The organism is Cnuibacter physcomitrellae, assembly GCF_014640535.1.
Classification (GTDB): Bacteria; Actinomycetota; Actinomycetes; order Actinomycetales; family Microbacteriaceae; genus Cnuibacter; species Cnuibacter physcomitrellae.
The window spans coordinates 17,157-30,318 of record NZ_BMHD01000002.1 but is presented as its reverse complement, the minus strand read 5'-3'; the positions used below and the strand labels follow the sequence as shown (position 1 = coordinate 30,318).

The 13,162-nt window shown below is 69.9% G+C and carries 16 protein-coding genes; 14 read left to right on the top strand and 2 right to left on the bottom strand.

What is annotated here, in order from left to right; translation table 11 throughout:
• Nucleotide 1 precedes the first annotated feature (1 nt).
• The 9 genes from pgsA to dapF all read left to right on the top strand — a co-directional run bounded on the left by pgsA (nucleotide 2) and on the right by dapF (nucleotide 7,252).
• Nucleotides 2–607: a CDP-diacylglycerol--glycerol-3-phosphate 3-phosphatidyltransferase gene (pgsA, locus tag IEX69_RS17015; protein WP_085019090.1), complete on the top strand. Its 606-nt coding sequence runs from the start codon at nucleotides 2–4 to the stop codon at nucleotides 605–607.
• Complete coding sequence (locus IEX69_RS17010; protein ID WP_085019091.1) at nucleotides 604–1,086, top strand: CinA family protein; 483 nt, start codon at nucleotides 604–606, stop codon at nucleotides 1,084–1,086. Before pgsA ends, IEX69_RS17010 begins: the two co-directional genes overlap by 4 nt.
• A 154-nt stretch (nucleotides 1,087–1,240) precedes the next feature.
• Nucleotides 1,241–1,549: a helix-turn-helix domain-containing protein gene (locus IEX69_RS17005; protein ID WP_085019092.1), complete on the top strand. Its 309-nt coding sequence runs from the start codon at nucleotides 1,241–1,243 to the stop codon at nucleotides 1,547–1,549.
• A 40-nt stretch (nucleotides 1,550–1,589) separates the two neighbouring features.
• Nucleotides 1,590–1,814 (top strand): DUF3046 domain-containing protein, encoded by a 225-nt coding sequence (locus tag IEX69_RS17000; RefSeq protein ID WP_085019093.1) that lies wholly within the window; start codon nucleotides 1,590–1,592, stop codon nucleotides 1,812–1,814.
• 306 nt (nucleotides 1,815–2,120) lie between these two features.
• Nucleotides 2,121–3,185 carry a recombinase RecA gene (gene recA, locus IEX69_RS16995; RefSeq protein ID WP_085019094.1) on the top strand — a complete coding sequence of 355 codons (1,065 nt, stop codon included), beginning with the start codon at nucleotides 2,121–2,123 and terminating at the stop codon, nucleotides 3,183–3,185.
• Nucleotides 3,186–3,193: 8 nt separating this feature from the next.
• Nucleotides 3,194–3,781: a regulatory protein RecX gene (locus IEX69_RS16990; protein WP_085019095.1), complete on the top strand. Its 588-nt coding sequence runs from the start codon at nucleotides 3,194–3,196 to the stop codon at nucleotides 3,779–3,781.
• A 29-nt stretch (nucleotides 3,782–3,810) separates the two neighbouring features.
• On the top strand, nucleotides 3,811–5,424 hold the full coding sequence (gene miaB, locus IEX69_RS16985; protein ID WP_085019096.1) for a tRNA (N6-isopentenyl adenosine(37)-C2)-methylthiotransferase MiaB: 1,614 nt from the start codon (nucleotides 3,811–3,813) through the stop codon (nucleotides 5,422–5,424).
• Nucleotides 5,421–6,365 carry a tRNA (adenosine(37)-N6)-dimethylallyltransferase MiaA gene (gene miaA / locus IEX69_RS16980; protein ID WP_373284498.1) on the top strand — a complete coding sequence of 315 codons (945 nt, stop codon included), beginning with the start codon at nucleotides 5,421–5,423 and terminating at the stop codon, nucleotides 6,363–6,365. Before miaB ends, miaA begins: the two co-directional genes overlap by 4 nt.
• Before the next feature lie 5 nt (nucleotides 6,366–6,370).
• On the top strand, nucleotides 6,371–7,252 hold the full coding sequence (dapF, locus tag IEX69_RS16975) for a diaminopimelate epimerase (protein WP_085019098.1): 882 nt from the start codon (nucleotides 6,371–6,373) through the stop codon (nucleotides 7,250–7,252).
• Nucleotides 7,253–7,265: 13 nt separating this feature from the next.
• Here the strand turns inward: dapF and IEX69_RS16970 are convergent, their stop codons facing one another.
• Entirely contained in the window at nucleotides 7,266–7,886 is a 621-nt protein-coding gene (locus IEX69_RS16970; protein WP_085019099.1) for a class I SAM-dependent methyltransferase, read from the bottom strand.
• Nucleotides 7,887–7,928: 42 nt separating this feature from the next.
• On the opposite strand from IEX69_RS16970, the gene hflX reads away from it, so the two are divergent.
• Nucleotides 7,929–9,443: a GTPase HflX gene (gene hflX, locus IEX69_RS16965; RefSeq protein WP_085021394.1), complete on the top strand. Its 1,515-nt coding sequence runs from the start codon at nucleotides 7,929–7,931 to the stop codon at nucleotides 9,441–9,443.
• Nucleotides 9,444–9,478: 35 nt separating this feature from the next.
• Here hflX and lexA read toward each other — a convergent pair whose 3' ends face one another.
• Entirely contained in the window at nucleotides 9,479–10,144 is a 666-nt protein-coding gene (gene lexA, locus IEX69_RS16960) for a transcriptional repressor LexA (protein ID WP_115364298.1), read from the bottom strand.
• 269 nt (nucleotides 10,145–10,413) lie between these two features.
• Between lexA and IEX69_RS16955 the strand changes: the two genes are divergently transcribed.
• From IEX69_RS16955 to hisH, 4 genes are read left to right on the top strand one after another with little or no spacing between them, the layout of a single operon-like run.
• Complete coding sequence (locus IEX69_RS16955) at nucleotides 10,414–10,764, top strand: LysM peptidoglycan-binding domain-containing protein (RefSeq protein ID WP_085019100.1); 351 nt, start codon at nucleotides 10,414–10,416, stop codon at nucleotides 10,762–10,764.
• Nucleotides 10,765–10,813: 49 nt separating this feature from the next.
• The gene (locus IEX69_RS16950; RefSeq protein ID WP_085019101.1) at nucleotides 10,814–11,896 is read left to right on the top strand and encodes a histidinol-phosphate transaminase; all 1,083 of its coding nucleotides are present in this window, start codon (nucleotides 10,814–10,816) and stop codon (nucleotides 11,894–11,896) included.
• Between the two features lie 10 nt (nucleotides 11,897–11,906).
• Complete coding sequence (gene hisB / locus IEX69_RS16945; RefSeq protein WP_085019102.1) at nucleotides 11,907–12,515, top strand: imidazoleglycerol-phosphate dehydratase HisB; 609 nt, start codon at nucleotides 11,907–11,909, stop codon at nucleotides 12,513–12,515.
• Nucleotides 12,512–13,150, top strand: a complete 639-nt coding sequence (gene hisH / locus IEX69_RS16940) for an imidazole glycerol phosphate synthase subunit HisH (protein ID WP_085019103.1) — start codon at nucleotides 12,512–12,514, stop codon at nucleotides 13,148–13,150. Before hisB ends, hisH begins: the two co-directional genes overlap by 4 nt.
• Nucleotides 13,151–13,162 lie beyond the last annotated feature (12 nt).

Genomic DNA, 13,162 nt, shown 5'->3' with positions numbered 1-13,162 from the left:
CGTGACCAGTGCGGGTGGGGCTCTGACCCCGGCGTCGAAGCCCAGCAATCTCAACGTGCCGAACGTGATCACGATCGTGCGCATCCTGTTGGCGCCGGTCTTCCTGATCATGCTGCTCGTCGACAACGGACAGGACGGCCCGCTCCGCTGGGCCGCCGCGGCGCTCTTCATCGTCGCGATCGCCACCGACGGCATCGACGGTCACATCGCCCGGAAGTACGACCTCGTCACCGACCTCGGGAAGCTGCTCGACCCGATCGCCGACAAGGTGCTGACCGGGGCCGCTCTCGTGGGTCTGTCGATCCTGGGCGAGCTGTGGTGGTGGGTCACGATCGTGATCCTCGTCCGCGAGATCGGGATCACGGTCTGGCGCTTCCTGGTGCTGAGCGATCGTGTCGTCCCGGCGTCCCGCGGCGGCAAGCTCAAGACGCTGTTCCAGTCCTTCGCGATCTCGTTCGCGCTCGTCCCGTTGCCGAACGTCCTCGGCGACTGGATGTACTGGGTCAACTGGGTCCTCATGGCGATCGCCCTCGTGCTGACGGTGGTGACCGGGATCGACTACATCGTGCAGGACCAGCGGCTCAACCGCCGTCCCGCTCAGCGATGAGCGCCGCGCGGCGCATCGTGGAGATGCTCACGGCGTCGCACACCAGCCTCGCGGTCGCCGAGTCCCTGACCGGCGGGATGCTCGCCGCCGAGATCGTCTCGGTGCCGGGTGCCTCCGCCGTGTTCCGGGGCGGCGTCGTCGCCTACGCGACGCCGGTGAAGCACACCCTCCTCGGCGTGGCCGCGGAGACCCTCGCCGCGCACGGGGCGGTCCATCCCGATGTCGCGATGCAGATGGCGAGCGGCGTGCGCGACGCCCTCCAGATCGAGGGGGAGGCGGCCGCGATCGGGTTGTCGACCACCGGCGCGGCCGGGCCCGATCCGCAGGACGGCCAGCCGCCCGGCACGGTCTTCATCGGCATCGCGATCGGGTCCGACGTGCGCGCCGTGGCCGAGCGGTTCGACGGCGACCGCGAGTCGATCCGACGTCAGACGACCGAGCGGGCGCTCGCCCTGCTCGAAGAGCTGCTCACCGCCTGAGGCCGGGAATGCCCGGTGTGTCGATCTGGTTACAGGTGATGTCGTTCACAACAAAACATCAGTACCCGTCGTCTAGAGTCTTTGCTACGAATCACTCCCCGGAGAGGTTCAGCACCACTTCAGAGACGGTGACGTGACACGCGAGGAGGGTCCAGTGATTCTAGTTCGTCAGGAAATCGGCGACGTGCTTCGGGACTTCCGCCTGCAGAAGGGCCGTACGCTCCGCCAGGTGGCGAGCAAGGCCAGCGTCGCGCTCGGTTACCTCAGCGAGGTCGAGCGCGGTCAGAAGGAGGCGTCGAGCGAGATCCTCGCCTCGGTCGCCGATGCGCTCGACACCCCGATCTCCGTGATCATGCGGGAGGTCGGCGAGCGTCTCGCGGTGCTGGAGGGCCTCGAGCCCATCCCCGACACCGTGCCCGACGACTTCGTGGCGGATTTCGACGCCGATCTCGTTGCACGGTGACGGGTGACGCCACGGCCGCCGGCCGAGGGCGTGTGAGCTCATGCGACTGAGCGAGTTCCGACGCGCCGTCGACGACGAGTTCGGGCGCGGGTACGGCGCGGTCGTCACCAACGACCTCGTCATCTCCGACCTCGGCGAGCGCACGGCGGAGGAGGCGCTCCGAGCCGGGCGCACGCCGCGAGAGGTGTGGCTGGCGCTGTGCAAGGCGGCCGACGTGCCGCGGTCGCACTGGCACGGAGCGGGTCGGCCCGAGCCCAAGCGCTGAGCAGGCGCCCCGACAGACCACGAGAGCCCCGGATGCGAGAGCACCCGGGGCTCTCGTCATGTCTGCGAGGCGGCGTGTCGCAGTCGAAGACAGTTTCGAACGCGCGTAGGCTCCTGCACATCGAGAGAATCGAACACGTTCTACACAGAATGCGACCGGACAGCGACGATGTCGGTGGCCATCCGTACCGTGTGAAGGGTTCGACACTCCCGTGACGCCCTGTCGCCCGTCTCGTGGTTCGAGCGGGAAACGACAGCCTATGGGCACACCACCGCGGCGCGGGCCGCACCAGCAGAAGGAGCAGACATGCCCACCGAAGCCAACCGCGAGAAGGCCCTCGAGACCGCCCTCGCCCAGATCGACCGTCAGTTCGGCAAGGGCTCGGTGATGCGCCTCGGCAGCGACGAGCGTGCGCCCGTCGAGGTCGTGCCCACGGGGTCCATCGCCCTCGACGTCGCCCTCGGCATCGGCGGCATCCCCCGCGGCCGCATCGTCGAGATCTACGGCCCGGAGTCGTCGGGTAAGACCACGCTGACGCTCCACGCCATCGCGAACGCCCAGCGCGCGGGAGGCATCGCCGCGTTCATCGATGCCGAGCACGCGCTCGACCCCGACTACGCCCAGAAGCTCGGAGTCGACATCGACTCCCTTCTGGTCTCGCAGCCCGACACCGGTGAGCAGGCCCTCGAGATCGCCGACATGCTCGTCCGCTCCGGCTCGATCGACCTCATCGTGATCGACTCCGTGGCCGCTCTCGTGCCCCGCGCCGAGATCGAGGGCGAGATGGGCGACGCCCACGTGGGCCTCCAGGCCCGGCTGATGTCGCAGGCCCTCCGCAAGCTCACGGGTGCGCTCAACCAGACCAACACCACGATGATCTTCATCAACCAGCTCCGCGAGAAGGTCGGCGTGTTCTTCGGCAGCCCCGAGACCACCGCGGGCGGCAAGGCGCTGAAGTTCTACGCGTCGGTCCGGCTCGACATCCGTCGCATCGAGACCCTCAAGGAGGGCACCGAGGCCGTCGGCAACCGCACCCGCGTGAAGGTCGTCAAGAACAAGATGGCGCCGCCCTTCAAGCAGGCCGAGTTCGACATCCTGTACGGCGTCGGCATCTCCCGCGAGGGCAGCCTGATCGACTTCGGCGTCGAGCACGAGATCGTCCGCAAGTCCGGTGCCTGGTACACCTACGACGGCGACCAGCTGGGTCAGGGCAAGGAGAACGCCCGCCGGTTCCTCTCCGAGAACACCGACATCGCCGCCGAGATCGAGACGAAGATCCTCGCCAAGCTCGGCATCGGCGGGGCGAAGGCTGAGGCCCCGGCCCCCGTCGAGTCGCTCCAGGCGAAGATGGCCTCGAAGAAGGGCGCCTGACCAGCGCGATGAACGACATCATCAGCCTCGACGCCGTGCGCCGCGAGCGCACTGCCGCCGCGCACGGCGTCGAGGCCGGTCCCGTCGAGACCCCGGAGACCGATGAGGAGCGCCTCGCCCGGGTGAGCGACACGGTGATCCGCGCTCTCGGGCGGCGCCAGCTCTCCGCGGCCGAGACCGTCGACCTCCTCATCGCCCAGGGGGCCGAGCCCGACGAGGCCGAGGTGCTCGTGAGCCGTTATCGCGAGCTCGGCTACGTCGACGATCGGATGCTCGCCGAGGTCCTCGTCGAGCGTCTCCGATCGCGTCACAACAAGAGCCGCGCCGTCATCTCCCGCGAGCTGTCCGCCCGCCGCATCCCGCAGGAGTGCATCACCGATGCGCTCTCGGTCGTCGACGACGAGGAGGAGCGCGAGCTCGCCGAGGCGGCCGCTCTCAAGCGCGTGCGCCAGTTGTCGTCCTACGACGACGACACGGCCGAGCGCCGTCTCATGGGTTTCCTGGCGCGGAGGGGGTACCCGTCCCCGGTCGTGCGCGAGGCGACTCGCGTGGCGATGGCGACGCGGAACGAGCGTCGCGGGCCGCGGTTCGTCTGACCGCCTCGAGTTCGTAGACTGGTCGCCTCATGACCATTCTCAGCGATCCCCGAACGGCCGCCGGCGCGACCACCATCTCGCCGTCGTCGGCCGCCCTCGACACCGAGGGGCGTGCCCGCACCTACGAGGTGCGCACCTACGGCTGCCAGATGAACGTGCACGACTCCGAACGGCTCAGCGGGTCGCTCGAGGCCGCCGGCTACGTGAGGGCCGACGGCGTCGAGCCGGACGTCGTGGTGATCAACACCTGCGCCGTCCGCGAGAACGCCGACAACAAGCTCTATGGCAACCTGGGTCATCTCGCCGCGGTCAAGCGCGGGCACGAGGGAATGCAGATCGCCGTCGGCGGCTGCCTCGCGCAGAAGGACAAGGGCGTCATCCTCGAGAAGGCGCCCTGGGTCGACGTCGTCTTCGGCACTCACAACATGGGCTCGCTCCCCGCGCTGCTCGAGCGGGCGCGGCACAACGATGCGGCCGAGCTCGAGATCCTGGAGTCCCTCGAGGTCTTCCCGTCGACGCTGCCGACCAAGCGCGACTCGACCTACAGCGGATGGGTGTCGATCTCGGTCGGCTGCAATAACACGTGCACCTTCTGCATCGTGCCGTCGCTCCGCGGCAAGGAGAAGGACCGCCGGCCGGGTGACGTGCTGGCCGAGGTGCAGTCGCTCGTCGATGACGGCGCCATCGAGGTCACGCTGCTCGGACAGAACGTCAACTCGTACGGTGTCGAGTTCGGCGACCGTCTCGCCTTCGGCAAGCTCCTCCGCGCGGCCGGGGCGATCGAGGGTCTCGAGCGGATCCGCTTCACGAGCCCTCATCCCGCGGCGTTCACCGACGACGTGATCGACGCGATGGCCGAGACCCCGTCGGTCATGCCTCAGCTCCACATGCCCCTCCAGTCCGGCTCCGACCGCATCCTGCGCGCCATGCGCCGGTCCTACCGGTCGGCGAAGTTCCTGGGCATCCTCGAGCGGGTCCGTCACCGCATCCCGGACGCGGCGATCAGCACCGACATCATCGTCGGATTCCCGGGCGAGACCGACGCCGACTTCGAGGACACCCTGCGCGTGGTCGAGGAGGCCAGGTTCGCCTCGGCGTTCACGTTCCAGTACTCGATCCGGCCCGGCACGCCCGCGGCGGAGTACGACGAGCAGGTTCCGCGCGAGGTGGTGCAGGAGCGCTACGAGCGTCTGATCGCGCTGCAGGAGCGCATCAGCCAGGAGGAGAACGACCGCCTGATCGGACGCGAGGTGGAGGTGCTCGTGGCGAACGGCGAGGGCCGACGAGACGACGAGACGCACCGGATGAGCGGCCGGGCGCGCGACTCGCGTCTGGTGCACTTCGACGTGCCGTCGGGCTCGGCGCGGCCCCGGCCGGGCGATGTCGTGACCGTCCGTGTGTCGCGCGCGACCCCGTTTTACCTGATCGCCGGCCCCGACGGCGCGACGCTCGACGTCCGTGCGACCCGGGCGGGCGACGCATGGGACCGCGCCCAGGCCGAGAGCTGCGCGGTGCCGTCCCACGGCGCGTCCGGCGCCTCCGCGGGCCCCGTGTCGCTGGGTCTGCCCACGCTCCGAGTGGCGACCTCGCCGATCTACAGCCCCTCAGACGACCTGCGCACGGCGTCCGAGCGCCAGGGGTGAGCGTGGGCGGCGACGGCCGCGTGCTCGCCGTTGTCGGAGCGACGGGAACAGGCAAGTCCGACCTCTCGCTGGCGATCGCCGACACCCTCGCCGAGGCGGGACGGCGGGCCGAGATCGTCAACGCCGATGCCATGCAGCTCTATCGCGGCATGGACATCGGGACGGCGAAGCTCGCCCTCGAGGAGCGACGAGGGCACCCGCATCACCAGCTCGACGTGCTGGACGTCGTCGACGAGGCCTCGGTGGCCGCGTATCAGCGGCACGCCCGCGCCGACATCGACGCCATCGTGGCCCGCGGAGCGGTCCCCGTCCTGGTCGGCGGATCGGGGCTGTACGTCTCCAGCGTGCTCTTCCCCTTCGAGTTCCCCGCCCGCGACGAGGCCGTGCGGGCGCGACTGGAGAAGGAGCTCGACGAGAGGGGCCCCGGGGCGCTCTACCGCGACCTGGTGAGCCTGGATCGAGCGTCGGCCGAGGCGATCGGACCGCACAACGGGCGGCGGCTCGTCCGGGCCCTGGAGGTCGCGACGGTGACAGGCGAGCCGGTCTCGGGGCGTCTGCCCGCCGAGGCGGCGCCCTGGCGTCCCACGACGGTGATCCGACTCGGCATCGACCGCGCCGATCTCGTCGAGCGGCTCGACCGCCGCGTCGAGCGGATGTGGTCGTCGGGTCTGCTCGACGAGGTCGCCCTGCTTGCCGCGCATGGGCTCCGCGACGGCTCGACGGCCACGCGGGCGATCGGCTACGCCCAGGCCCTCGACCAGCTCGACGGCGTCCTCACGCGTGACGAGGCGGTCACCGCCACTCAGGCGCTGACCAGGCGTTACGCGCGCCGGCAGGTCAGCTGGTTCCGGCGGTACGAGGACGCGGTCGACCTCGACCCCCGCGACGGCGCGGCGACCCGCGACGTCGTGCAGGGCCTGGTCCGTGCGGCCGTAGACTGATCGGCATGTCCGTCGACCTCCGCTTCACCAAGGGCCAGGGCACGGGCAACGACTTCGTGCTGTTCCTCGATCCCGACGGCCACCACGATCTCTCGCCGAGCCAGGTGGCGGCCCTCTGCGACCGCCGGTTCGGGATCGGCGCCGACGGCGTCCTGCGCGCCGTCCGTTCCGAGAACATTGCGGCGGGTGGTGCCGCGCTGGCGGAGGACCCGGCCGCCGAGTGGTTCATGGACTACCGGAACGCCGATGGGTCGATCGCCGAGATGTGCGGCAATGGCATCCGGGTCTTCGTCCGGTACCTGATCGAGAACGGCGTCGTCGAGCTCGTCCCCGGCCGGACCCTGCCGATCGGCACACGCGCGGGCGTGCGCGACGTGATCCGCAGCGGCACCGGCTTCCAAGTGGACCTCGGGCGGTGGCGGCTGGAGCCGGACGAGACGCTCGTCAGCGCCCGTGAGGTGCCGGTGGCGCGTCCGGGACTCGGCATCGACGTCGGCAACCCGCACGTCGTGGTCGCTCTCGCCGACGACGCCGAGCTCGAGGCCGCCGACCTCACGGTGATCCCGCACCTCGACCCCGCGCCGGTGGAGGGTGCGAACGTCGAGTTCGTCGTCCCGCGCGAGCCGCTGGTCCGCGACGGCGTGGGTCGCATCCGGATGCGCGTGCACGAGCGGGGAAGCGGGGAGACGCTCTCCTGCGGAACGGGTGCTGCGGCCGCCGCACTCGCCGTACGGCACTGGGCGGGAGCGGGGGCTCCGAACGAGTGGCGGGTCGACGTGCCGGGTGGCACGGTCGGAGTGCGCATGTTCCCCGCGGAGGACGGCGAGCACGTGGCCCTGTCCGGTCCGGCCGAGCTGGTGTTCGAGGGCGACCTGTCGATCGCCTGACCGCATCGCGGTCCTAGTCCGCCCGAGGGGGCCTGCGCCGGGCGTGCAGCACGCGGAAGCCCTTGTTGGTGGTCGTGCGCTGGAACGCCAGGTCGCCGAACTCCGTCTCCATCCAGCGCAGCAGCGAATCGGCGCCGAGGTTCTTCTGTACGACGAGCCAGGCGTCGCCGCCGTCGTCGATGCGCGGCATCCACCGGCGGAGCAGGTCGTGGAGCTCGTTCTTGCCCACGCGGATGGGCGGGTTCGACCAGATCGTGGTGAATCGCACCGAGTCGGGAACATCCTCGGGTCGGACGGCGTTCACATTGGTGAGATGAAGTGATTCAGCATTACGCCGGACGAGATCGAGCGCCCTCTCGTTCACATCGACCGCCCACACCGTCGAATGCGGTGACTCCAGGGCGAGCGTGAGCGCTATCGGTCCCCAGCCGCATCCGATGTCGAGCAGGTTCCCGCTGGGCGGGGGCGTCGGCACCGACGCCAACAGCACCTGCGTGCCCGTGTCGATGCGATCCGGACTGAAGATCCCCGACGCGGTCGTCAGTCTGACCCGCGTCCCCGCCAGCGTGACGTCGAGGTCGCGCAGAGCCGCTTCCCCCGACGGTCGCGTCGAGAAGTAGTGCTCGCCCTCCATGAGAGGGAAATCTAGCAAACCAGGAGACTATTCTTTATGCCGATGACCCCATCCACCACAGAAGACCGAAGCAGAGACGACGACGCCGTCGCCCGCGTGCTCGCCGCCGGAGACTCGGCAGCGACGTACGCCCGCTTCGGCGGCTCGGCCCAGGCCCTCCAGGGCACCGAGACCGCAGGGGGCAGCCAGTACGACGGCGAGCAGTTCGATCGCGAGGACAGGCAGGCGCTCCGGCGCGTGTCGGGTCTGTCGACCGAGCTCCAGGACGTCACCGAGGTCGAGTACCGGCAGCTGCGGCTTGAGAACGTCGTGATCATCGGCGTCTACTCGCAGGGCAGCCTCGACGACGCCGAGAACTCGCTGCACGAGCTGGCGGCGCTGGCCGAGACCGCGGGCGCCGTGGTGCTCGACGGGCTCCTGCAGCGCCGGCCGCACCCCGATCCGAGCACGTACTTCGGTCGAGGCAAGGCCGAGGAGCTGGCGGGCATCGTCGCGGCGCTCGGCGCCGACACCGTGATCGCCGACACCGAGCTCGCCCCGAGCCAGCGGCGCGCGCTCGAGGACGTGGTGAAGGTGAAGGTGATCGACCGGACGGCCGTGATCCTCGACATCTTCAGCCAGCACGCGAAGAGCCGCGAGGGCAAGGCCCAGGTCGAGCTCGCACAGCTCGAGTACCTCCTCCCGCGTCTGCGCGGATGGGGTGAGTCGATGTCCCGTCAGGCCGGTGGCCAGGTGGGAAGCGCGGGCGCCGGGATGGGCTCGCGCGGTCCGGGTGAGACGAAGATCGAGCTCGACCGTCGCCGCATCCACAGCCGCATGGCGAAGCTGCGCCGGCAGATCGCGGGCATGAAGCCCGCCCGCGAGGCCAAGCGCGCCAACCGCAAGCGCAACGCGGTGCCGTCGGTCGCGATCGCGGGCTACACCAACGCGGGCAAGTCCTCGTTGCTCAACCGCATCACGCACGCCGGAGTCCTGGTCGAGAACGCGCTGTTCGCGACCCTCGACGCCACCGTGCGCCGCACGGCGACCGATGACGGCAGGCCCTACACGCTCACCGACACCGTCGGGTTCGTCCGCCAGCTGCCCCACCAGCTCGTGGAGGCGTTCCGCTCGACGCTGGAGGAGGTGGCCGACGCCGACCTGCTGGTGCATGTCGTCGACGGGTCGCACCCCGATCCGGCGAGCCAGATCGCGACGGTCCGCGACGTCGTCGGCGACGCGGGCGCCCGCGACGTGCCGGAGATGATCGTCTTCAACAAGAGCGACCTGCTCTCCGAGGATGACCGACTGGTGCTCCGCGGTCTCGAGCCGGGCGCCCTGTTCGTCTCGGCGCGCACCGGCGAGGGCATCGCCGAGCTGCGCGACGCGATCGCCCGGCGGATCCCCATGCCGAGCATCGAGGTCGACCTGCTCGTCCCGTACGAGCGCGGCGACGTCGTGACCATGCTCCACGAGCGGAACATCGTCCTGAGTACCGAGTACGAGGAGGCCGGCACCCACGTGAAGGCGCTCATCAACCCGGAGTTCGAGGAGCGCCTGGCGGCCTTCACCCGCTGAGCGGAGGCTCCGCCGTCGTGGCGGTGCCGTCGCGGTCAGACCGCGCGCAGCACCGCCACGACCTTGCCGAGCACGGTCGCGTAGTCGCCGAGGATCGGCTCGAAGGCGCTGTTGCGGGGGAGCAGCCAGGTGTGCCCGTCGCGCTGGCGGAAGACCTTGACGGTGGCCTCCTCGTCGAGCATCGCCGCGACGATGTCGCCGTTCTCGGCGGTGTTCTGCTGTCGCACGACGACCCAGTCCCCATCGCAGATGGCCGCGTCGATCATCGACTCACCGACGACCTTGAGCATGAACAGCTCGCCGTTGCCGACGAGCTGGCGGGGGAGCGGGAAGACCTCGTCGACCTGCTGCTCCGCCGTGATGGGGATTCCCGCGGCGATCCGCCCGACCAGGGGGACGAGCGTGGCGTCGCCGACGGGGGGTGCGGTGTCGACGTCGGAGCCCTCGCTCCCGGGCACGTCGATGAGGACCTCCATCGCCCTCGGGCGGTTCGGGTCGCGGCGCAGGTACCCGCTCAGCTCGAGCTGGTTGAGCTGGTGCGTCACGCTCGACAGCGACGCGAGGCCGACGGCGTCGCCGATCTCGCGCATGCTCGGCGGATAGCCCCGGGTGGAGACCGACCGCTGGATCACCTCGAGGATGGCGAGCTGCTTGTCGCTCAGGCTCTTGCGTCGCCTGGTACGGCCGTTCTCGGTGCCCACTGGATCCTCGTTCCGTCGTTCCCGCCCCTCTCCCGGGGCCGATGTCGGTGGTCTGCGCTTCGATGTCGGTGGCGGGTGATTCACTTCACCTGTCGATCGAAACTGTATCCGAGAACGACTCGAGAACGCACGCGTGTTCGAGCGTGTCGCGGGATGTCTTCGATCGCATCGGATCTTGACGGTTCGAAGAGTAGAACGTATATTCGGAACACAGCTTCGTCGCGGCGGCCCCGGCCGGTCGCCGCGACGATCTCCACGAGGAGGCACCGATGAGCACCACCGCAACCGCAGCAGCACCCGTCACGCGCACTCGTCTGCGCATCACGCGCAGAGGGCAGGTCGTGCTGGCCTCCGTCCTCGGTCTCGGCCTCGCCCTGACCTTCGGTCTCCTCGCCCTGTTCGGCGGCGGCTCCGCCACCGCGACCGACTCGTCCGGCTCCGGCGAGTTCTCCTACGTGACGGTCCACGCGGGTCAGAGCCTGTGGGCGATCGCCGAAGACCTCGCGCCGGGCGCCGATCCGCGTGAGGTCATCGCGTCCATCCAGAACCTCAACGGGCTGGTCGGCTCCGAGGTGCAGCCCGGTCAGAAGCTGGCCGTGCCCCAGCAGTACGCCGACTGAGCGGTCCCGCGCGGTCGGGAGGATCCGTCCGATCGGTAGGATTCGGGGGGTGACCACTCCGCTCGATGCACTGCCTCTCCGCGACGATCTGCGCGGCCGCCAGCCGTACGGCGCACCTCAGCTCCACGTGCCGGTCGAGCTGAACGTCAACGAGAACACGCATCCGATCCCGGAGGACGTCGCCCGCGACATCATCGAACGGATCGCCGCGTCGCTCCTCACGATCAACCGGTATCCGGATCGCGAGTTCACCGAGCTCCGCCAGGCGCTGGCCCGCTACCTCGGTCACGGGCTCACCGAGGCCAACATCTGGGCGGCGAACGGCTCCAACGAGGTCCTCCAGCACATCCTCCAGGCGTTCGGCGGCCCGGGCCGCAGGGTGCTGGGGTTCCCGCCCACCTACTCGATGCACTCGATCATCGCCTCCTCCACCGGGACGGAGTGGGTCGAGGGCGAACGCGACCCCGGCTACCAGATCTCGCCCGAGACCGCCGTGCGATGGATCGAGCAGACCGATCCCGACCTCGTCTTCTTCTGCGCGCCCAACAACCCCACCGGCACCCCGCTGCCGCTCGAGACCATCGAGGCCGCCTACGAGGCGGCGCGCGGTGTCGTCGTGGTCGACGAGGCCTACGAGGAGTTCGCCCCCGCCGGGACGCCGAACGCGCTGAGCCTCCTCCCCGGACGTCAGCGACTCCTCGTGTCGCGCACGATGAGCAAGGCGTTCGCCTTCGCCGGCGCTCGTCTGGGCTACCTGGCGGCCGACCCGGCGGTGGCGGATGCGCTGAGGCTGGTGCGCCTGCCGTACCACCTCTCGGCGCTGACGCAGGCGGCCGCAGTGGCCGCCCTCGACCACACGCCGGAGATGCTCGCGATGGTCGACGACATCAAGCGCCAGCGCGATCGGATCGTTGAGCGGCTCGGCGAGCTCGGCTACGAGGTCTGGCCGACCGCGTCCAACTTCGTCCTGTTCGGCGGTGTCGACGACCCCGAGGCGCTCTTCGAGTGGCTGCTCGCGCGCGGCATCATCATCCGCAACCTCGGCATCCCGAACCACCTCCGGGTCAGCGCCGGCACGGAGGCGGAGACCACCGCGTTCCTCGACGCCATGGCCGAGTACACGGCTCGGTAGGATGGTCGCCATGGCGTCCTCCCCCCGCACCGCGAGCATCCACCGGGAGACCAGCGAGTCGAGCATCGACCTCGAGCTCGACCTCGACGGCACCGGAGTGGCCGATCTCGAGACCTCGGTCCCGTTCTTCGACCACATGCTGACGGCGTTCGCCAAGCACTCCCTCACCGATCTGAGGGTCCGTGCCACAGGTGACATCGACATCGACGTCCACCACACCGTGGAGGACATCGGCATCACGCTCGGCACGGCCATCAAGCAGGCGCTCGGCGACAAGGCGGGCATCTCCCGCTTCGGCGACGCCCTCGTGCCGCTCGACGACGCCCTGGCGCAGGCCGTGGTCGACATCTCGAACCGGCCCTACCTCGTGCACACCGGCGAGCCCGCGGGGTTCGAGTTCCACCTGATCGGTGGGCACTTCACCGGCTCGATGGTCCGGCACGTGATGGAGGCCATCACGTTCAACGCCGGTCTCACCGTGCACCTGACGCTCCTGGCCGGACGCGACCCGCACCACATCGCCGAGGCGGAGTTCAAGGCCTTCGCCCGCGCGTTCCGTCAGGCCAAGTCGTACGACCCGCTGGTGACGGGCATCCCGTCCACCAAGGGCGCCCTGTGACGGGCCGTCCCTCGGTCGCCGTCCTCGAGTACGGGAGCGGCAACGTCCACTCCGCGGTCAAGGCGCTCGAGCGCGCCGGAGCCGAGGTGACGCTGACCTCCGATCGCGCGACGATCATGGCGGCGGACGGCCTGCTCGTCCCGGGCGTCGGGGCGTTCGACGCGGTGATGACGCAGCTTCGGGCCGTCCGCGGTGACGAGCTCATCGACCGCAGGCTCGCCGGCGGCCGACCGGTGCTCGGCATCTGCGTGGGCATGCAGGTGATGTTCGGCAACGGCATCGAGCGCGGCGTCGAGACGGAGGGGCTGGGGGAGTGGCCCGGCACGGTCGAGCTGCTGGAGGCCGACGTCGTCCCGCACATGGGATGGAACACGATCGACTCGCCCGTCGACTCGGTCCTGTTCGACGGTCTCCACGACGAGCGCTTCTACTTCGTCCACTCGTACGCCGCTCGCGAGTGGGAGATGGACGACGACGGCCGCCGCGCGCACCCGATCGTCACCTGGGCGACCCACGGGGAGCCCTTCATCGCCGCGGTCGAGAACGGTCCGCTGAGCGCGACCCAGTTCCACCCCGAGAAGTCGGGTGAGGCGGGCATCCGCCTGCTGTCGAACTGGATCGGCAGTCTGCGCTGACCGTCGTCCGCC

Coding starts and splice junctions, on each gene's coding strand:
- hisB (WP_085019102.1), top strand. CDS start 11,907: ATGGCGTCCTCCCCCCGCACCGCGAGCATCCACCGGGAGACCAGCGAG.
- miaB (WP_085019096.1), top strand. CDS start 3,811: ATGACCATTCTCAGCGATCCCCGAACGGCCGCCGGCGCGACCACCATC.
- IEX69_RS16955 (WP_085019100.1), top strand. CDS start 10,414: ATGAGCACCACCGCAACCGCAGCAGCACCCGTCACGCGCACTCGTCTG.
- dapF (WP_085019098.1), top strand. CDS start 6,371: ATGTCCGTCGACCTCCGCTTCACCAAGGGCCAGGGCACGGGCAACGAC.
- IEX69_RS17010 (WP_085019091.1), top strand. CDS start 604: ATGAGCGCCGCGCGGCGCATCGTGGAGATGCTCACGGCGTCGCACACC.
- IEX69_RS17000 (WP_085019093.1), top strand. CDS start 1,590: ATGCGACTGAGCGAGTTCCGACGCGCCGTCGACGACGAGTTCGGGCGC.
- recA (WP_085019094.1), top strand. CDS start 2,121: ATGCCCACCGAAGCCAACCGCGAGAAGGCCCTCGAGACCGCCCTCGCC.
- IEX69_RS16970 (WP_085019099.1), bottom strand. CDS start 7,886: ATGGAGGGCGAGCACTACTTCTCGACGCGACCGTCGGGGGAAGCGGCT.
- IEX69_RS16990 (WP_085019095.1), top strand. CDS start 3,194: ATGAACGACATCATCAGCCTCGACGCCGTGCGCCGCGAGCGCACTGCC.
- hflX (WP_085021394.1), top strand. CDS start 7,929: ATGACCCCATCCACCACAGAAGACCGAAGCAGAGACGACGACGCCGTC.